At 71.0% G+C, this 18870-nt stretch carries 17 protein-coding genes; 5 read left to right on the plus strand and 12 right to left on the minus strand.

The window, feature by feature from the left end; all coding sequences use genetic code 11:
* Positions 1–7 precede the first annotated feature (7 nt).
* From OG439_RS21530 to OG439_RS21545, 4 genes are all read right to left on the minus strand, one after another.
* Positions 8–637, minus strand: a complete 630-nt coding sequence (locus OG439_RS21530; protein ID WP_326951145.1) for an NUDIX hydrolase — start codon at positions 635–637, stop codon at positions 8–10.
* Positions 634–2334: a CTP synthase gene (locus tag OG439_RS21535; protein ID WP_247053961.1), complete on the minus strand. Its 1701-nt coding sequence runs from the start codon at positions 2332–2334 to the stop codon at positions 634–636. The genes OG439_RS21530 and OG439_RS21535 overlap by 4 nt, the downstream gene beginning before the upstream one ends.
* 79 nt (positions 2335–2413) lie before the next feature.
* Complete coding sequence (locus tag OG439_RS21540; RefSeq protein ID WP_326951146.1) at positions 2414–3574, minus strand: acyltransferase; 1161 nt, start codon at positions 3572–3574, stop codon at positions 2414–2416.
* 205 nt (positions 3575–3779) lie between these two features.
* The gene (locus OG439_RS21545; protein ID WP_326951147.1) at positions 3780–4478 is read right to left on the minus strand and encodes a GntR family transcriptional regulator; all 699 of its coding nucleotides are present in this window, start codon (positions 4476–4478) and stop codon (positions 3780–3782) included.
* A 144-nt stretch (positions 4479–4622) separates the two neighbouring features.
* Here OG439_RS21545 and OG439_RS21550 point away from each other — a divergent pair, with 144 nt between their 5' ends.
* From OG439_RS21550 to OG439_RS21565, 4 genes are all read left to right on the plus strand, one after another.
* Positions 4623–6044: an NCS1 family nucleobase:cation symporter-1 gene (locus OG439_RS21550; protein ID WP_326951148.1), complete on the plus strand. Its 1422-nt coding sequence runs from the start codon at positions 4623–4625 to the stop codon at positions 6042–6044.
* Positions 6041–6751 carry an aspartate/glutamate racemase family protein gene (locus OG439_RS21555; RefSeq protein ID WP_326951149.1) on the plus strand — a complete coding sequence of 237 codons (711 nt, stop codon included), beginning with the start codon at positions 6041–6043 and terminating at the stop codon, positions 6749–6751. Before OG439_RS21550 ends, OG439_RS21555 begins: the two co-directional genes overlap by 4 nt.
* A 98-nt stretch (positions 6752–6849) precedes the next feature.
* Positions 6850–8121: an alginate lyase family protein gene (locus OG439_RS21560; RefSeq protein WP_326951150.1), complete on the plus strand. Its 1272-nt coding sequence runs from the start codon at positions 6850–6852 to the stop codon at positions 8119–8121.
* 206 nt (positions 8122–8327) lie between these two features.
* Positions 8328–10046, plus strand: coding sequence for a glycosyl hydrolase family 18 protein (locus OG439_RS21565; protein WP_326951151.1), 1719 nt, complete (start codon positions 8328–8330; stop codon positions 10044–10046).
* 64 nt (positions 10047–10110) lie between these two features.
* Here OG439_RS21565 and OG439_RS21570 read toward each other — a convergent pair whose 3' ends face one another.
* The 4 genes from OG439_RS21570 to OG439_RS21585 all read right to left on the minus strand — a co-directional run bounded on the left by OG439_RS21570 (position 10111) and on the right by OG439_RS21585 (position 14504).
* Entirely contained in the window at positions 10111–11061 is a 951-nt protein-coding gene (locus OG439_RS21570; RefSeq protein ID WP_326951152.1) for a copper transporter, read from the minus strand.
* Positions 11058–12242 carry a putative cytokinetic ring protein SteA gene (gene steA, locus OG439_RS21575; RefSeq protein WP_247053978.1) on the minus strand — a complete coding sequence of 395 codons (1185 nt, stop codon included), beginning with the start codon at positions 12240–12242 and terminating at the stop codon, positions 11058–11060. The genes OG439_RS21570 and steA overlap by 4 nt, the downstream gene beginning before the upstream one ends.
* 97 nt (positions 12243–12339) lie before the next feature.
* Positions 12340–13515 (minus strand): DUF1266 domain-containing protein, encoded by a 1176-nt coding sequence (locus tag OG439_RS21580; RefSeq protein WP_326951153.1) that lies wholly within the window; start codon positions 13513–13515, stop codon positions 12340–12342.
* A 17-nt stretch (positions 13516–13532) separates the two neighbouring features.
* Positions 13533–14504 (minus strand): zinc-binding alcohol dehydrogenase family protein, encoded by a 972-nt coding sequence (locus OG439_RS21585; RefSeq protein WP_326951154.1) that lies wholly within the window; start codon positions 14502–14504, stop codon positions 13533–13535.
* A gap of 66 nt (positions 14505–14570) precedes the next feature.
* Here OG439_RS21585 and OG439_RS21590 point away from each other — a divergent pair, with 66 nt between their 5' ends.
* A complete protein-coding gene (locus OG439_RS21590) occupies positions 14571–15014 on the plus strand; it encodes a MarR family winged helix-turn-helix transcriptional regulator (protein ID WP_326951155.1) in 444 nt (147 codons plus the stop codon).
* 6 nt (positions 15015–15020) lie between these two features.
* Here the strand turns inward: OG439_RS21590 and recN are convergent, their stop codons facing one another.
* The 4 genes from recN to OG439_RS21610 form a co-directional block, all read right to left on the minus strand.
* Entirely contained in the window at positions 15021–16799 is a 1779-nt protein-coding gene (gene recN / locus OG439_RS21595) for a DNA repair protein RecN (RefSeq protein WP_326951156.1), read from the minus strand.
* Positions 16800–16899: 100 nt separating this feature from the next.
* Positions 16900–17826 carry an NAD kinase gene (locus OG439_RS21600; protein WP_326951157.1) on the minus strand — a complete coding sequence of 309 codons (927 nt, stop codon included), beginning with the start codon at positions 17824–17826 and terminating at the stop codon, positions 16900–16902.
* Positions 17823–18656 (minus strand): TlyA family RNA methyltransferase, encoded by an 834-nt coding sequence (locus OG439_RS21605; RefSeq protein WP_326951158.1) that lies wholly within the window; start codon positions 18654–18656, stop codon positions 17823–17825. The genes OG439_RS21600 and OG439_RS21605 overlap by 4 nt, the downstream gene beginning before the upstream one ends.
* Positions 18657–18660: 4 nt before the next feature.
* Positions 18661–18858 carry a hypothetical protein gene (locus tag OG439_RS21610; RefSeq protein WP_247053991.1) on the minus strand — a complete coding sequence of 66 codons (198 nt, stop codon included), beginning with the start codon at positions 18856–18858 and terminating at the stop codon, positions 18661–18663.
* Between the last annotated feature and the right edge of the window lie 12 nt (positions 18859–18870).

Raw genomic sequence — 18870 nt, forward strand, 5'->3', positions numbered from 1 at the left:
GGACAGCTCAGGCTTCGCGGCGCTTGGCGAACGCCGTCGGGCGGTCGCGCCACGGCGCGTCGGCCGGGCGCGGTTGCGCACCGCCGGTGACCACCGCCTGCGCGGCCAGCACCCCCGACACCGTGGCGCCGTTCACCAGCTCGCCCGCCAGGGCCATCCGGACCGCCTCGGCCAGCGGGAACTTGCGGACGACCAGGTCGGCCTCCTCGTCCCCGAGCACGTCACGCTCCACATCGGACAGTCCGCGGGCCAGGAAGATCCGCACCACCTCGTCGGTGAAGCCGGGTGACGCCGCGACGTCGACCAGGGTCGCCCAGTCGGCGGCGGCCAGCCCGACCTCCTCGACGAGCTCCCGCTTGGCCGTGCCGACCGGGTCCTCGCCGAGGTGGTCGATCAGGCCGGCGGGCAGCTCCCACAGCCGGTGCCCCATCGGGTGCCGGTACTGGTGCACGAACGTGACCTGCTGGTCTTCGTCCAGCGCGACGATCGCGACCGCGCCCAGGTGCTCGATGACCTCGCGGGCCGCGGTGTTGCCACCCGGCATCACCACCTGGTCGATCCGCAGGCCGACGACGCGTCCGATGTGGACGTCGCGGCTGGCGGCGACGGTGAACTCGTGCTCTCCCGGCGCGGTCACCGGGCGGCCACGGGGGCTTCGGGCAGCTCGACCGGCAGCCGCTCGGCGACCTTGCGGTCCACCACGGCCTTGACGAACGCGCTGAACAGCGGGTGCGGCCGGGTCGGGCGGCTCTTCAGCTCGGGGTGCGCCTGGGTGCCGACGAAGAACGGGTGCTTGTCGGCGGGCAGCTCGACGAACTCGACCAGGCGGTCGTCCGGCGACGTGCCGGAGAACACCAGGCCGGCGTCGGTGAGCTGCTTGCGGTAGGCGTTGTTCACCTCGTAGCGGTGCCGGTGGCGCTCGGACACCTCGGTGGTGCCGTACGCCTTCGCGACCTGCGAGCCCGGCTTGAGCTTCGCCGGGTACGCGCCGAGCCGCATGGTGCCGCCCATGTCGCGTTCGCCCGCGACGACGTCGCGCTGGTCGGCCATCGTCGAGATCACCGGGTGCTCGGTGTTCTCGTCGAACTCCGACGACCCGGCGTCGGTGATGCCGGCCAGGTGCCGGGCGCCCTCGATGACCATGCACTGCAGGCCGAGGCACAGGCCGAGCAGCGGCACGCCGCGGGTGCGGGCGTACTCGATCGCGCCGACCTTGCCCTCGATGCCGCGGATGCCGAACCCGCCCGGGATCAGCACACCGTCCACATCGGACAGCACGGACGCCGCACCGGACGCGGTCTGCGCGTCGTCGGAGGCGACCCAGACGATCTCGACCTTGGCCCGGTGCGCGAACCCGCCCGCGCGCAGCGCCTCGGTGACCGAGAGGTAGGCGTCGGGCAGGTCGATGTACTTGCCGACGACCGCGATCTTCACCGTCTCGCTCGGGTTGTGCACCCGGTCGAGCAGGTCGCCCCACACCGTCCAGTCGACGTCGCGGAACGGCAGCCCAAGGCGGCGCACCACGTAGGCGTCGAGCGCCTCGCGGTGCAGCACCTTCGGGATGTCGTAGATCGACCGCGCGTCCGGGCAGGCGACGACGGCCTCGTTGTCGACGTCGCACATCAGGCCGATCTTGCGCTTGAGGTCCTCGGGGATCTCCCGGTCGGCCCGGCAGACCAGCGCGTCGGGCTGGATGCCGATGTTGCGCAGCGCGGCGACCGAGTGCTGGGTCGGCTTCGTCTTGAGCTCGCCCGACGGCGCCAGGTACGGCACCAGCGAGACGTGCAGGAAGAAGCACTGGTCGCGGCCGACGTCGTGGCGGACCTGGCGGCACGCCTCCAGGAACGGCAGCGACTCGATGTCGCCGACCGTGCCGCCGACCTCGGTGATGACGACGTCCGGGGCGTTCCCGGCCTCGTCGGGCTCGGCGGCCGCGGTGATCCGGGACTTGATCTCGTCGGTGATGTGCGGAATGACCTGCACCGTGTCGCCGAGGTACTCGCCGCGGCGTTCCTTGGCGATCACCTCGGAGTAGACCTGGCCGGTCGTGACGTTGGCCTTGCCGTCGAGGGAGCGGTCGAGGAAGCGCTCGTAGTGCCCGATGTCGAGGTCGGTCTCGGCGCCGTCGTCGGTGACGAACACCTCACCGTGCTGGAACGGGTTCATCGTCCCGGGGTCGACGTTGAGGTACGGATCGAGCTTCTGCATCGTGACGCGAAGCCCGCGCGCGGTAAGGAGTTGCCCCAGGCTCGAGGCCGTGAGTCCCTTACCCAGAGAGGAGGCGACGCCTCCGGTGACAAATACGTACTTGGTAGCCCGCGACTGAAGTCCCACGGGCCGCCAGCATATCCGAAGGCCGCGGATCCGCATGCTGCGACATGCCCGAACGGCGTTTTGTGCCCCTGACCACGCGTCAGGCGGCGACCTTCGCCAAGCGCAGCCGGGGGCGGCCGGTGAGCGCGCGGCTGCCCGGCAGCCGGCGCAGCACCTCGACGATGACGATCGTCAGCGCGATCGTGGCGACGTAGATGACCGCGCTGAGCCACGGCGCGCCGAAGCGCTCCGCCACGTGCGGGATGACCGGGCCGAGCAGGGCCAGCGCGAGCGGGTGGACCAGGAAGATGCTGAACGACCGGTTCGCCGCCCAGGAGACCAGCCGGGCGCCCCTGCCGCCCTCCCGGCGGCGCGCGGCCCACCACGTGGTGAACGCGTAGATCGCCGCGATGACCGTGAGGAACCACGGGATCAGGTACGGCTGGAACGGGTCGCTGGCCACCTGCGGGAACGTTCCACTGTGGACGGTCCGGAGGTAGTACCACTCGGTGCCGGCCAGCACCGCCACCAGCGCGCCGCCGAGCAGCAGCCGGTGCCGGCCGACCCAGGCGTGCACCGTCTCGAAGTGCATCGCGATCACGGCGCCGAAGAGTGTGTAGAACTGGTACGGCAGGATCGTGGCGTACAGGTGCGTGATCGTCTCGTAGCTCACGCCCAGCGGCTGGTAGGTCATGAACGCGACCACGCCGACCTGCACCAGCCCGCTGCCCAGCAGCAGCCACCGGTGCTTGCCCGCGGTGGCCCGCAGGAGCTTCATCAGGAACGGGAACAGCAGGTAGACCTGCATCGTCACGAGCAGGAAGTACAGGTGGTACCAGGCGCCGCCGGTGACGAGGTCGGTCAGCAGCAGCCGCATCGACGCCTCGAGCGAGCCGGGCTGCTGCCCGCCGGTGACCAGCGAATACGCCCAGAAGAACATGGTCCACGCGAGGTAGGGCGTCGCGACCAGCGGCAGCCGGCGGCGCCAGAAGTCACCCGCCGTCAGCTCGCGGCCGCGGTTCTGGAACACCAGCACGAACCCGGTCAGCGCGAAGAACGCCTCACGCGTGAAGTGCAGCGGGGTCTCGACGGCGTTCGCCCCGACGTCCTGCGCGAAGTTCGTCGCGCCGACCACGTGGATCAGGATCACGCAGGCGAAGGTGATCAACCGGAACAGGTCGATCTGATGGAGGTAGGGCGCTTTGCCGCCCGGTCTCGTGCCGCGGGCGGGGGCCTCGAGCGTGGCCTGGGCGGTCGTCATCGTGCCACCTTCACGGCACCAGATTCGGCGTTGATCACGGTGTCAGGTTTGCCGCCCATTCTGTGAATTTCCCATGTACCCACTGGGAGCCGCCTGTTGGACCAGCTACCGCGCGCTGTCGGATATGCCACTGCGGCTCAGGGAGCGGGGAGCCGACGATCATGTTAATGGGTGAGCTATCCGGCACTTTGAGTGACCTCCGGAGTCACCCGGCCGGCCGCTCACCCGGCTCGTCGTCCCCGAAAAGGGACCTCAGCGTCACTTTCCGGTTGACGCGCACGTGCTCGGCCGCTTCGGCGTGCGCGCGGTCCGCGTCGCCCGAGGCGATGGCGTCGTGGAGGCGCCGGTGCTCGTCGAGCAGGTCGGCCCAGTGCTCGTTCTGGCTCGTGAGCCAGCGCAGCCGGCCCTCCAGGGGCTGCAGCATCGTGGTCAGCAGCGCGTTGCCCGCGATGGCGACGATCTCGTCGTGGAAGCGCGAGTTGAGGACGGTGATCCGGGCCGCGTCACCGCGGGCCGTCGCGCGGGCGGCGTCGGCCAGGACGCGCTCGAGCCGCTTCAGCTCGGCCGCGCCCGCCCGGGACGCGGCGAGCCCGGCGGCGAGGCCCTCCAGGGCCTCCCGGACGTCGAACAGCTCCTCGACGTCGACCCGGGCCAGCTGCCGGACGACGACCCGGCGCGGTGACTGGACGACGAGGAACCCCTCGGCCTCCAGGCTGCGGATGGCCTCCCGGACCGGCACCCGGGACACGCCCAGGTCCTCGGCCAGCTCGCGCTCGACCAGCCGGTCGCCCGGGCGCAGCCGCCCGGTGAGGATCCGCTCCCGCAGCTCCTCGCGCACCCGCTGCCGGGTGGCCGCGAGGGGCTGCCGTTCACTCGCCGACGTCACCGGGCTCCCCTCGCTCAACCGTCTCGTTCAACACCGCCGTAACCGGACGTAACACGAGTTTATCGACGGGAGGGTTGACTGCCGAAGACCCCAGGGTGATATTTGGGATACCAATTTTTGGTATCCCAAATCTCCGTCCCCGCACGTCGACCGGAGGCAAGCATGACGGCCGCCCCGCTCACCGAATCCGGACAAGAGACGCCCGCCCCGCCGGACCCCCGGCTCTGGAACGAAGACCTCGCCCCCGCCCAAGAGCGCCGGTGGAAGGTCTACGACATCTTCGCGCTGTGGATGTCCGACGTGCACAACCTGGGCAACTACACCTTCGCGGCCGGGCTGTTCGTGCTCGGCCTGTCGGCCTGGCAGGTGTTCACCGCCCTGCTGTTCGGGTTCGTGATCATCTACGTCGGGATGAACCTGATGGGCCGGATCGGCCAGCGCACCGGCGTGCCGTTCCCGGTCGTCGCGCGGCTGAGCTTCGGCACGTTCGGGGCCAACCTGCCCGCGCTGATCCGCGCGATCATCGCGATCTTCTGGTACGGCATCCAGACCTACCTCGCCAGCGTGGCCATCACGCTGCTCGTGCTCGCCATCGACCCGGGCCTGAAACCGTTGACCGAACACGGTTTCCTCGGCCTGCACGCGCTCGGCTGGATCTGTTTCGTCGCGCTCTGGGCGGCCCAGGCGCTGATCCTGACCCGCGGCATGGAGTCGATCCGCAAGTTCCAGGACTGGTGCGGCCCGGCGATCTGGGTCGTGATGATCGCGCTGGCCGTGTGGATCCTCGCCGCCGCCCACTGGAACATCTCGTTCACCAGCAGCCCGAAGCAGCTGTCCACCGGCGAGCAGATCCGGCAGTGGTTCGGCGCGGCCGGGCTGATCCTGGCCACCTACGGCACGCTGATGCTCAACTTCTGCGACTTCTCCCGCAACGCGCCGGACCAGAAGACCGTACGGCGCGGCAACTTCTGGGGCCTGCCGATCAACTCGACGGCGTTCGCGCTGCTGTCGGTCGTCGTCACCGCGGGCAGCATGCAGGTGTTCGGCGAGGCCATCACCGACCCGGCCGAGCTGCTGTCCAAGGTGCACAACACGCCGGTGCTGATCATCGGCGCGCTGACCTTCGCGATCGCCACCATGGGCGTCAACATCGTCGCGAACTTCGTCTCCCCCGCCTACGACCTGGCCAACATCTGGCCGAAGCGGATCACGTTCACCATCGGCGGGATGATCAGCGCGGTCGCCGCGCTGTGCGTGCTGCCGTGGAAGCTGTACTCCTCGCCCGCGGTGGTCAACTACTTCCTCGGCGGGCTCGGCGCGTTCCTCGGGCCGCTGTTCGGGATCATGATCGTCGACTACTACCTGATCCGCCGCGGCAAGGTCGACGTCGCGCAGCTGTTCGTCGACGGCGGCATCTACCCGCGGGTGAACCCGCGTGCCCTGGTGGCGTTCTTCCCGACCGCCGCGCTGGCCGCGGTGATCGCGCTGGTGCCGTACTTCGCCCCGGCCGCACCGTACTCGTGGTTCATCGGCACGGCGTCGTCCGCGCTGCTGTACTTCGCGGTTTCGCGGAATCAGCGATGAGGATCGTCGTCACCAACTGCAACACCACCGAGGCGATGACGAAGGAGATCGGTGCCGGTGCCCGCGCCGCGGCGAGCCCGGGCACCGAGATCCTCGCCAGGACACCGAAGTGGGGCCCGGAGTCGGCCGAGGGGTGGCTGGACAGCTTCCTCTCGGCGGCGGCCGTGCTCGATCTGCTGCGGGGCCTGGAAGAACCGTTCGACGCGGTCGTGCTCGCCGGGTTCGGCGAGCACGGCCGCGAGGGCGCCCGCGAGCTGCTGGACGTCCCGGTCGTCGACATCACCGAAGCCGCCGCGCACCTGGCCTGCCTGCTGGGCCGCCGCTACGGCGTCGTGACCACTTTGGACCGGACGTGCGGGCTGATCGAGGACAGCCTGCACTCCGCCGGCGTCGCCCAGAACTGCGTGACGGTCACCGGCGCCGGCCTCGGCGTGCTGGAGCTGACGGACGAACGCCGCACGGAGTCGGCATTGCTGACCGCCGGGCGCCGGGCGCGCGACGCCGGGGCGGAGGTCCTGGTGCTCGGCTGCGCCGGGATGACCGGGCTGGACCGGCGGATCGCGACGATGCTGGACATCCCGGTCATCGACGGCGTCGCCGCCGCCGTCCGGCTCGCCGAGTCGCTCGTCGCGCTGGGCCTCAAGACGAGCCGGGCCGGGTCCTACGCCCGGCCGCTGGACAAGAAGCGCACCTGGCCGGCCGTTTGACAGCCGCCGCACCGGGGAGCCAGAATCGCCGTCGCCACTGCCGTACCGCCGCCCGGTGACGAGTGGGGATCCTGGCGTCCCCGAAAGGGCGGTCCAAGGTGCGAAGGCAGCTACACGTTCTCGGGGCGACGGTGCTGGCCGCGTGCCTGGCCCTGGTCCCGCTCAGCGGGACGGCGACGGCCGGGCAGGCGCCGCGCACCGTCGTCACCGACGGCAAGAAGCTCGCGGACATCCAGTCGGCGCTGAAGCACGGCCACGCCACGCGGGCGCAGCGCGACGCGCTGAAGGTGGTGCTGGGCAAGGCGAACACGGCGTTGAGCGCCGGCCCGTGGTCGGTCGTGGACAAGCCGGCCGCGCCGCCGAGCGGCGACAAGCACGACTACCTGAGCCAGGCGCCCTACTGGTGGGCGAGTGAGAAGACGCCGGAGAACCCGCAGGGTTGCCCCTACGTCAACAAGGACGGCCAGCGCAACCCGGAGGCCGACGCGATCACCGACCACACCTACCGGATGGTGGCGTGGGACGCGATGTACTACCTCTCGCTCGCCTGGTACTACACCGGCGACGCGAAGTACGCGAAGCGGGCGGCGCTGGACATCCGGACGTGGTTCCTCGACCCGGCCACCAAGATGAACCCGAACATGACGTACTCGCAGATCATCCCGTGCAAGAACACGATCAGCGGGACCGGGATCATCGACTCGACGCAGTCGTTCAGCCAGGTCCTCGACGTGTTCGCGCTGCTCGATACCGGCGCGCCGGGCTGGACCGGCCAGGACCGCTCCGGCGTCAAGGCGTGGCTCGCGCAGTACCTGAACTGGATGCAGACCAGTCCGCAAGCGAAGCTGGAACTGGCCGCCACGAACAACCACGGCACGTTCCTCGACATGCAGAACGCGACGATCGCCGCGTACCTGGGCCGGCGGGACACGGCGAAGAAGATCGTGCTGGACGCGGAGAAGAACCGGTTCCCGGTCCAGTTCGCGGCCGACGGCAGCCAGCCGCTCGAGCTGTCGCGGACGATGTCGTGGCACTACGTCAACTTCAACCTCACGGCGTGGGGCCGGATGGCCGAGCTCGGCAAGAACCTCGGCGTCGACGTCTGGAAGTACACCGCGCCCAACGGCGCGACCCTGCGCAAGGTCGTCGACCAGCTGATCCCCGGCGCGCTGCAGGGCGCGGCGGGCTGGCCGCACCAGCAGATCGGCGTGTTCGACCAGTCGATCGCGGCGGACATCTTCCACGCCGCGGCCGAGGAAGCGCACGACGGCCAGGCGGCCGCGGCGCTGAAGAAGATGCCGCTGCCCGCCGGCGGTGACACGTGGTCCGTGCGCGTGTCGTGCTTCCCGCTCGACCCGCCACTCAAGTAACCCCTACCAACGCTGGGAAATCCGGACACCAGACCCCATAGCGCACGGCTGCCGAGATTGGTCTAGTCCAAAGTATTGACACTCGGTGTGCGCACGCGCACATTCATGAACGGGCCGGCACCTGTTCGTGAAGAACCATCGCGTACCGCCCCCTCTCGCGCCGACGCGGCCCGGGAGGGGGCCGTCCGCCTGCGCGAGGAGACAGCATGCAGAGGGTTTCCCGAAGATTGGCGATGTTCGCCGCCGCCGCGGCCGCCCTGGTCGTGGGCGCGCTCACGGTCGCCGGCCCGGCCGCGCCCCCCGCGGCCGCCGCCACTTCCGGCGGGGTCCGGATCGCCTACTTCGACCAGTGGAGCATCTACCAGAACGCCTACTACCTGAAGAACGTCGACGCGATCGCCGGCAACCTCGACTACCTGCTCTACGACTTCGAGAACATCGACCCCACGAACCACACCTGCTTCGAGGCGTCGAAGGCGACCACGCCCGACCCGGGCGGCGAGACCGACCCGAACGCCGGTGACGGCGGCGAGGACCAGTTCGCCGACTACCAGAAGTCCTTCGGCTCCGACATCAGCGTCGACGGCACCGCCGACACCTTCAACCAGCCGATCGTCGGCAACTTCCACCAGCTGCAGGAGCTCAAGGCCCGGCACCCGAACCTCAAGGTGCTGCTGTCGATCGGCGGCTGGACGTACTCGAAGTACTTCTCCGACGCCGCCGCGACCGACGCGTCGCGCAAGAAGTTCGTCAGCTCGTGCCTGGACATGTTCATCAAGGGCAACATCCCGGCCTCCGGCGGTTACGGCGGCCCGGGCACCGCGGCGGGCATCTTCGACGGCGTGGACATCGACTGGGAGTACCCGGGTTCCCCGACCGGGCACGTCGGCAACCACTACAGCGCCGCCGACACCGCGAACTACACCGCGCTGATGGCGGAGTTCCGCACCGAGCTGGACGCCTTGGGCGGCAAGCACTACGCGCTCTCGGCCGCGCTGCCGGGCGGACAGGACAAGATCGCGAAGATCCAGACCGACAAGATCGGGCAGTACCTGGACTTCGGCAACGCGATGACCTACGACATGCACGGCGCGTGGGACGCCACCGGGCCGACGAACTTCCAGGACCCGCTGTACTCCTCGCCGGGCGACCCGTCGGGCACCATCCCGCCGGGCACGGAGAAGTACACGACCGACTCGGTGATCAAGGACTACCTGCACGGCAACAGCGCGTACGGCATCGCGGGCGGGTTCCCCGCGAGCAAGCTGACGCTGGGCATCCCGTTCTACTACCGCGGCTGGACCGGCGTGCCGGCCGGCTCGAACCACGGTTTGTACCAGTCGGCGTCGGGGCCGTCGGCGGGACACACGCTGAGCGGCAACGTGCCGGGTGTGGCGATGTACAAGGAACTCACGGGCATCGTCGACAACCCGGCCGACACCTTCTGGGACCCGGTCACGCAGTCGGCCTGGTTCTACGACGGCACGAACTTCTTCGGCGGCTCGTCCGCGCAGTCGATCAAGGCCCGCACCGACTACATCCACTGCACCGGCCTCGGCGGCGCGATGATGTTCTCGCTCTACGACCTGGACCCGGGTTCGACGCTCTTCCACGCCGTGGTCAACGGCCTGGCCGCGTCGACGCCGAACTGCTCGACGCCGCCGCCGACCACCACGCCGACGACCCCGACCACACCCACCACCCCGACGACCCCCACCACCCCGACCACGCCCACGACACCCACCACTCCGCCGACGACCACGCCCACCACGCCGCCGTCGGTCCCCGCGTGGGCGCCGAACACGGCATACGCCACGGGCGCGAAGGTGACCTACAACGGCGTCACGTACACGTGCCGCCAGGCCCACACCTCGCTGGTGGGCTGGGAACCGCCGAACGTCCCGGCACTCTGGCTGGCCAGCTGAGCAGTCTGCCGCGGCTTGTCGTGAGTGGTAATGAGGGTTCTAACCCTCATTACCACTCACGACGTCAGTTGCCGGCCTGGCTGGTGACGCCCGGTGCGGGAGCCTGGGCGTTGCCCGCGATGCCGTAGCGGCCGGCCGCGCCGTCGAGCTGTTCCTTCAACGCCAGCACGGTGCTCACCCGGCCGGCGGAGGTGTCCACGTTGTCCACAGTGGACAGGATCGACGTCGCCGAGGTGTCCGCGCGGACGACGCCGAGCGCGCCGGTGCCTTCGGCCGAACCGGCGTCCCCCGCGAGCACGGTGCCCGCGCCGGTGCGGTCGAGCTGGGTGGTGAACCGCGCGATCGTGGCCGCCCGGTCGCCTGCCCCGTCGCCGGTCGCCTGCGCGCCGGTGAGCACCACGGCCAGCTGCGCCGGCTTGACGTCCTGGCCGGCCTTGACGAACCCGCCGTCGGTGAGCCCGCCCAGGGCGGCGGCCAGCTCCTCACCCGAGGACTGCGGCTTGGCGGACGCCTTGTCCAGCAACAACACCGAGCCGAGCAGCGCGCCGGCGAGCGTGCCGGAGTCACCCGCGGTCGGGAACTTCGACCCGGCCGGCTGCAGCCGCGTGACGACGTCGCGGAGCTGGTCGGCCTTCTCGGGATCGGCGAACGCGGCCGTCAGCTGCACCTCGCCGGTCACGGTCGCGCCGGACTGGCCGATCAGCTGCTTGAGCGCGTCCCGGTCGGCCGGGCGCGCGTCCTCGGTGGTCACGAGGACCACCGTGCGCTTGTCCAGCACCCCGGCGACGACCTTCGGCCCCATGGCGCCGGCGAACGCGTCCGCGTCGGCGAGCCGGGCGGTGAGTGCGTTGCGCTGGGCTTCGAGGTCGGAGACCTGGCTGCCCAGGTCCTTCTTCTCTCCCGCCAGCCCCGAAAGCAGCGAGCCGTTCAGCGCCGTCGAGCCGAGCACGACGCCGACGGCGAGGGCCAGGAAGCAGGCGGCGATGGAAACTACGTGGTAGCGAAGCGAAATCACGTGAACAATCCCTTGACCCAGGCAGCGAGCGAATTCCAGGTGTGCCGGAGCCAGTCCAGGTAGACCGAGCCCACGTCGGACACCAGCAGGGCCGCGGCGACGACCACGACCGCGGCGAGCACGAGCAGGACGACCGCGCCGATCGAGACCCGGCTGCGGTGCAGCGTCGCCACCGCTTTCCCGTCGACGAGCTTCGTGCCGAGCTTCAGGCGCGTGAGGAACGTCGACGGGTTGGAGCCGGACCGGCCGTGGTCGAGGAACTCGCGCAGGGTGGCCTGGAAACCGACCGTGACCACGAGGGTCGCGCCGTGCGCGTCGGCCAGCAGCAGCGCGAGGTCCTCGGCGTTGCCGGACGCGGGGAACGTCACCGCGCCGATGCCGAGGTCCTGGATCCGCTCGACGCCGGGGGCGTGCCCGTCCGGCTGCGCGGGCACCACGACCTCGCCGCCGCTGCGCAGCGTCGCGGTGCCGATCCCGGTCGGGTCGCCGACCATGACGTCCGGCAGGTGGCCCTGCGCCCGCAGGGTGTCGGCGCCGGCGTCGACGCCGATCAGCACCGGCCGGTGCTCGGCGATGTACTTCTTGAGCTTCTTGAGGTCCTCGGCGTGCCCGTTGCCGCCCGCGACGACCAGCACGTGCCGGTCCCGCAGCTGCACCTTCAGCTCCGGCACGCCGACGCCGTCGAGGATCAGGGTGCGCTCGCGGCGCAGGAACTCGATGGTGTTGGCCGAGAACGCCTCCAGCTGCGTCGACATCCCGGCCTTGGCCTCGATCATCTGGTCCGCGACGCTGTCGGCGGTCTGCTCGATGCCGGAGGCGACCTGGCGCTCGCCGACGTACACGACGCCGTCGAGCAGCCGCAGCTTCGTGCCGTCCTTGATCGAGCGCAGCAGCTCGCCGCCGACCGAGTCGACCAGCGGGACGCCGGCGGCGATGAGGATCTCGGGGCCCAGGTTGGGGAACCGGCCGGAGATCGAGGGCGACGCGTTGACCACGCCGGCGACCTCGGCGTCGACGAGCGCGTCGGCCGTCGCGCGGTCGAGGTCCAGCTGGTCGAGCACGACGATGTCACCCGGACTGATCCGGCGCAGCAGCTCCCGGGTGCGGCGGTCGACCCTGGCGACCCCGGTGATGCCCGGCAGGGGTTCGGAGTTCCGCGTGAGCAGCCCGGTGAGCTTCATGTGGCCGATGGTGACAAATTTGCTCGTGGGACTGCGCACGCCACGCCGTAGCAGAGGTGACTCGTTGTGGTGAGCCACGCCGCGCCCAAGTTCTCGATCAGGCGTCGGACTCCTCCGAAAGAGACCCGAAATCGAGGTTCACCCAGGGGCTGCCCGGGTCCTGAAGGAGCTGGTGGTGGACCCGCACGGCGGCGGGGTACCACTCGCCGAACTCGTCGTCCCGGCTGTGCAGCACCCGGCCCATGAGATAGCCCGCCGACAGGTCGGCCCATGACTGGTGGTAGTGACGCGCGAGCGAGCCGGCCTCCAGGACCATCAGCTCGGCGGTGAGCGCGTCGCAGTACCCGGCGGCCAGCCCCCAGCGCGCGATGTTGACCGCGCGCCCGACGTCCCAGGACAACGCCGTCGTGACGAAACCCCCGGCGTCGAGCAGGCCGTCGGCGCGGAAGCGCTGCTCGTAGCGCGACACCCGGCGCACGGTGTCGCGCAGCTCGTCGGCCTGGTCCTCGGCGTCGTTCTCCGCGCACCACCGGCCCACCAGCTGCGCCCAGGTCAGCGGGTCGAACTCGCCGTCGCGCAGCCCGGACTCGGCGGCGAACCGCAGGCGCAGCATCAGCACCAGGTTGCCGGGCGTGAGCGCGTAGCCGTCGCCGATGAGGTCGCCGATCGTGGCGCGCCAGGCCGGCGGGTCGGCCACGCCCCACCAGTCGCGCAGGCCGCGGACCTCGGCCACGTAGTCGTGGTAGCGCGCGTCGAGCAGGTTCCACGGCGCCGCGTTCAGCACGGCCAGGTGCGCCCCGCAGGCGAGCGCGTGCGCGATCGGCCCTTCGAGGTGCCCGTACGGCGCGGTGATCAGCCGTTCGACCTGCTCTTCCAGCGGCGTGACGTCGTCGAGGTGGGCGTCCAGCCACGGCTGCAGCGTCGCGCCCGGCAGCCGCCACTCGCCCCGGGTGCCGCGGTTGAACACGACCCGCTCGTGGCGCCCGACGCCGTCGACCGCCCAGTCGAGCGCCCCGCTCATCACGACGACGTCCGGCCCGAGGTCGGGCAGCGCGCCGCGGGTGAAGACCTGCAGGAACTCGTCACCGCCGGTCTCGTGGTAGACGTTCGGGAAGGTCTCGGCGCGGTCCTCGAGGATGCTCTCGGCGTCGGCCCGCCGGATGGGGACGAACAGTTCCTCCCCGGCGAGCAGGCCGAGGTAGGTGTCGAGGTCGCCCTCCCGGCGGGCGGCGGCCAGCTGCGCTTCGACGTCGGCGGGTGGCGGCAGGATCAAGGGGCGGCTCCCTCCACTTAGCCGGTCAGCACGACGAGCTTGCCCGCCGTCCGGTTGTGCTCCAGGTCGTCGTGCGCCTGCCGGATCGACTCCATCGGGTAGACCCGGGCCGGGCCGAGGCTGACGCCGCCGGCGGCGATCCGGTCGAGGTACCGCTGGAGAACCGATGCGGGCAGATCGTCCGCCTCACCACCATAAGCGGTCAAGCGCACACCGGCGGGAAGGTATCCGATCGGATAGAAATTCTTGATTGTCCACTGGTTCGAGAGCATGCCCGTGAAGCACACCGTGCCGTGCACGCGGACGGCCGCGAGGGTGTCCGGCAGGGTCGGCGTCCCGACGAGCTCGAGAGCGGCGTCGACGCCGTCCGGGACGATCGCCCGGACCTGCGCGGCGACGTCGCCGTCGTCCAGGAGCGGGTGCTCGACGCCGTGCGCGGCCAGGGTGTCCAGGCGGTCCCGCTGCCGGGTCGTGGCGAAGACGGTGGCGCCGAGGTCGCGGGCGAGCGTCGCGGTGGCGAAGCCGAGCGCAGACGTCCCGCCGCGGATCAGCAGCGTCTGGCCTTCCCGCAGGTCGAGGCCGGTGGTGAGGGAGCCGTACGCGGTCTGCAGCGTCTCCGGGACCTGGCCGAGCACCTCCCACGGCAGGTCCGAGCGGAACGGCACGACCTGCTCGCGCGGGACGAGCGTGTACTCGGCATAACCGCCGTCGAAGGTGCGGCCCATCCCGCCCATCATCGTGGCGACCTGCTGCCCGACCTCGAAACCGCCGTCGGGCGCGGCGTCGACGACGCCGACGGCCTCGATGCCGGGCACCCGCGGGAACGTGACGCCGTCGGCCAGGCCGAGGCGGGTGTGCAGCTCGGAACGGTTGAGCCCGAACGCCTTGACGGCGATCCGGACCCAGCCCGGTTTCGCCTCGGGCAGCGGGATGTCCTTCAGTTCGAGGTTCTCGACCGGGCCGGGTTCCCGGAGTACCACTGCGCGCATCGGGCGTCCTTTCTTCGCAAGCGAACAGTCCGCACAACAACTGTTCGCACGAGTACTATTCCCGGGGTGAGCCTGTCCCGAGAACACGACGCGGCGTGGCGCGGCTTCCTGCGCTCGTCGGCCCTGCTGCTGCGGGTGCTGGACGCGGACCTGCGCGCCGCGCACGGGATGTCGCACCGCACCTACGACGCGCTGGTCCAGCTCTCGGAGGCGCCGGAACAGCGGCTCCACATGAAGGACCTGGCCGACGCCCTGGTGCACAGCGCGAGCGGGCTGACCCGCTTGGTCGACGGCCTCGAGCGCGACGGTTACGCGCGGCGCGAGGTGGACGCGGGCAACCGCCGGGCCACCCTGGTGGTCCTGACACCGGCGGGCCTGGCGGCACTGGAGGAGGCGTGGCCCACGCACGTCCGGGGCGTCGAACGCCACTTCGCCGAGCACGTGAGCCGCGAGCAGGCTCGCGTGCTCGCGGACGTGTTCCGCGGCATCAACGCGGACCTGGACGGCTGACGCGTACTACTTCTTCTTGGCCCGCTTGCGTTTCGGCTCGAACTCGGTCTTGTCCTTCTCGGCCGTCGCCAGGAGTTCCTCGGCGTGCGCGCGGCCCGTCTCGTTGTCCATGCCGGCGAGCATCCGGGCCAGCTCGCTGACGCGGTCGCCCTGGCTCAGGTTCTTGATCCCGCTGCGGGTCACCCCGCCGGTGTGCCCCTTGTCCACCACCAAGTGCTGGTCGGCGAACGCGGCCACCTGCGGCAGGTGCGTGACCACCAGGACCTGGTGGGTCCGCGCGAGCCGCGCCAGCCGGCGGCCGATCTCGATCGCCGCGCGGCCGCCGACACCGGCGTCGACCTCGTCGAACACCAGCGTCTGCACCGTGTCGGCGTGCGCGAGGACGACCTCGATCGCCAGCATCACCCGGGACAGCTCACCGCCCGAGGCGGCCTTGTGCACCGGCAGCGGCGGCGCGCCGTCGTGCGCCCGCAGCAGCAGCTCGACGTCGTCGATGCCGTCGGCGCCCGCGTGCACCGCGTGGCCGTCGATGGCCAGCGCGTGGGTGTCGCCGTGCTCGGCCGGGCGCTGCTCGACCGTCACCTCGATCGCGGCCTGGCCCATCGCGAGGCCGGACAGCTCCCGGGTGATCTCCGCCGCCAGCTCGGCGGCGGACTTCTCCCGGGCCGCCGACACCTCGACGGCGTGGGTGGCCAGCTGCACCGCGAGCTGGTCGCGCCGCATCGCCAGCTCGGCCAGCGCCTCTTCCGAGGTGTCCATGGTCTCCAGGCGGCGCCGGGCGTCCTCGGCCCAGGCGAGCACGCCGTCGACGTCCGCAGCGTACTTGCGGGTCAGCCGCTTGAGGTCGCCTTGGCGGGCCAGCACCTTCTCCAGCAGCGCCGGGTCGGCGTCGAGCGTCTCGACGTACCCGCCGAGCTCGGCCCCGACGTCGGCCAGCAGCACCGACGCCTCTTCCAGCCGCGGCGCCAGCTCGCGCAGCACGCCGTCTTCCGACGTCGACAGCCGTCGCAGCGCCTCGGAGACCAAGCCCATGGCGCCGGGGGCGTCCGGGTCACCTTCGGCCGAGCCGGAGACGGCGATGTGCGCCTCGGTCGCGGTCGCCCGCAGCTCGTCGACCGCCGCGAGCCGCTTGATCTGCGCGGTGAGGTCGACGTCCTCGCCCGGGGTCGGCTCGACCGCGTCGATCTCGGTGAGCCCGTGCTTGAGCAGGTCCGCCTGCTGGGCCATCTCGCGGGAGCGGGTGGAGCGCTCGGTCAGCTCGGCGATCACCGCCAGCCACTCGGAGCGGATCTCCTGGTAGGCGCGCAGCGGCTTGGTGACGGCGTCGCCGGCGAACCGGTCGATCACCGCGCGCTGCTCGGCCGGGCGCAGCAGCCGCAGCTGGTCGTTCTGCCCGTGCACCGCGATCAGCTGTTCGGACAGCTCCGCGAGCACGCCGACCGGCACCGACCGGCCGCCCAGGTGGGCCCGGGACCGGCCGTCGACGGCGATGGCGCGCAGCGCGATGACGCTGCCGTCCTCGTCCACGTCGGCACCGGAGTCGGTGACGATCCGTTCGGCGCCTTCGACGCCCGAATAGGTGAACCGTCCTTCCACGAACGCCTTGAGCATCCCCGTTCGTACCTTCGAGACCTCGGCCCGGCCCCCGGAGAGCAGGTGGAGCCCGGTGACGACCATGGTCTTCCCGGCACCCGTCTCACCGGTGACGACGGTGAAGCCCGCGTGCAGTTCCAGCAGGGCGTCCTCGATGACTCCGAGGCCCTGGATGCGCATCTCGGCCAGCACGCCGCCTACCGTAGCGGCCCCCACCGACACTCCGCGCACCCGGCGGCCCGGCGAGTCGCCGATATGTTCGAATAAAGCGCCGAACGGGCCGTTCGCGTCCTTACTCGTTCGGGCGGGCGTGCCGTTCGCGCCAGCTCTTCACCGGCAAGGCGAACTTCTGCACCAGGCGATCGGTGAACGGGCCGTCCCACAGCCGGACCAGCCGCACCGGCGTGCCGCCGCACGTGACCCGCACCCTGGCGCCCGGCGGCAGGTCGTGGCTGCGGGTGCCGTCGCAGGTCAGGACCGCGGACGAGCCGTCAGGGTCGATCCCGACGGTGATCACCGAGTCGCGCGAGACGACCAGCGGCCGCGAGAACATCGCGTGCGCGTTGCTCGGCACCACCAGCAGCGCCTGCACGTCCGGCCAGATGATCGGCCCGCCGGCCGAAAACGCGTACGCCGTCGAACCGGTCGGTGTGGCGCACAGCACACCGTCGCAGCCGAACGCCGAAACCGGCCGCCCGTCGACCTCGATCAGCGCGTCGAGCACCCGCTCGCGTGTGCTCTTCTCGACGCTGGCCTCGTTCAACGCCCAGGTCCGGCTCAGCTCGGTGCCGCCGTGGGTGACCGTGACGTCGATCGTCATCCGCTCTTCGACCTGGTAGTCGCCGTCGACGACGCGCTGCACGGTGTCGGCCAGCGCGTCCGAGTCGGCCTCGGCGAGGAACCCGACACGGCCCAGGTTCACGCCCAGCACCGGCACCCCGGCCGGGCGGGCGATCTCGGCCGCGCGCAGCAGCGTGCCGTCACCGCCGAGCACGAACACCAGCTCGACCCCCGCGGCGGGGTTGTCGTCCGGGTCGACGACGGTGCAAGACGCGCCGACGCCGTGCTGGTCCGGGTTGATCAGCGCGCAGACGTCGTCCTCGATCACCCGGATCCGGATCCCAGCCTTGGCGAAGCGCGCGGAAACCTCGCGCGCGGCCTCGCCGGTGGCTTCCCGGTCGGGGTGCACCATGAGGAGAACTTCACGTTCGGTGGTCATGCGGGCCCTTCCTCGACGGCGGTTCGGACGAGCCGCTCGGCCTCAGACCTGTCTACCGCGTCCACAGTGGACTCGGCCACGTGTTCTTTCCTGAGCCACACGAAATACTCGACGTTCCCGGACGGCCCCGGCAGCGGGCTGGCGGTCACCCCGCGCAGCGAGAGGCCCAGTTTCGCGGCTTCGTCGAGCACGTTCAGCACCGATTCGGCACGCAGCTCGGGGTCGCGCACGACACCACCGCTACCCAGCCGGTCCTTGCCCACTTCGAACTGGGGCTTCACCATCGGCACCAGATCGGCGCCCTCGCGCACGCACTCGACGAGCGCGGGCAGCACGAGCTTGAGCGAGATGAACGAGAGATCGCCGACCACGAGATCGACCGGGCCGCCGAGGGCGTCCGGCGTGAGGTTGCGGACGTTGGTGCGGTCCAGCACCACGACCCGTTCGTCGGTGCGGATCCGCCAGTCGAGCAGGCCGCGGCCGACGTCGGCGGCTATCACGGTCGCGGCGCCGCCGCGCAGCAGCACGTCGGTGAACCCGCCGGTGGACGCGCCGGCGTCGAGGCAGCGCTTGCCTTCGACGTCCAGGCCGAGCGGGCCGAACGCCTCGAGCGCGCCAAGCAGCTTGTGCGCACCGCGCGAAGCCCAGCCGGGGTCGTCTTCGTCCTTCACGACGATGGGCGCGTCGGTCTCCACGCCGGTGGCGGGCTTCGACGCGACCATCCCGCGCACGGTGACCTTGCCGCCGGTGATCAGGGCCGAGGCCTGCTCGCGTGAGCGGGCGAGGCCGCGCCGAACCAGTTCCGCGTCGAGGCGGGCCCGCTTGGGCACCTGGTCAGACCTTGTCGATGCTGGACAGGGCCACGGTCAGCTCGGTGTGCACGGCGTCGAAGCGCTCGACGTGCTCGGTGAGCGGAAGCGCGTCCAGGTCGTCCAGACCGGCGACGGCCTCGGCGATGCCGGCCCGCGGGTCGGTCTGCTCGGAGAACGCACCGGGCGGCGGTCCCGGGACGGGGTACGGGTGATCCTGCACGTCAAGAACGGT

Source organism: Amycolatopsis sp. NBC_01307, assembly GCF_035975215.1.
GTDB lineage: Bacteria > Actinomycetota > Actinomycetes > Mycobacteriales > Pseudonocardiaceae > Amycolatopsis.

Bases quoted from the DNA above. Each gene is read 5' to 3' on its own strand.
- OG439_RS21585 (WP_326951154.1), bottom strand. From the start codon at position 14,504: ATGCGCGCAGTGGTACTCCGGGAACCCGGCCCGGTCGAGAACCTCGAA.
- OG439_RS21555 (WP_326951149.1), top strand. From the start codon at position 6,041: ATGAGGATCGTCGTCACCAACTGCAACACCACCGAGGCGATGACGAAG.
- steA (WP_247053978.1), bottom strand. From the start codon at position 12,242: ATGAAGCTCACCGGGCTGCTCACGCGGAACTCCGAACCCCTGCCGGGC.
- OG439_RS21540 (WP_326951146.1), bottom strand. From the start codon at position 3,574: ATGACGACCGCCCAGGCCACGCTCGAGGCCCCCGCCCGCGGCACGAGA.
- OG439_RS21600 (WP_326951157.1), bottom strand. From the start codon at position 17,826: ATGACCACCGAACGTGAAGTTCTCCTCATGGTGCACCCCGACCGGGAA.
- OG439_RS21550 (WP_326951148.1), top strand. From the start codon at position 4,623: ATGACGGCCGCCCCGCTCACCGAATCCGGACAAGAGACGCCCGCCCCG.
- OG439_RS21565 (WP_326951151.1), top strand. From the start codon at position 8,328: ATGCAGAGGGTTTCCCGAAGATTGGCGATGTTCGCCGCCGCCGCGGCC.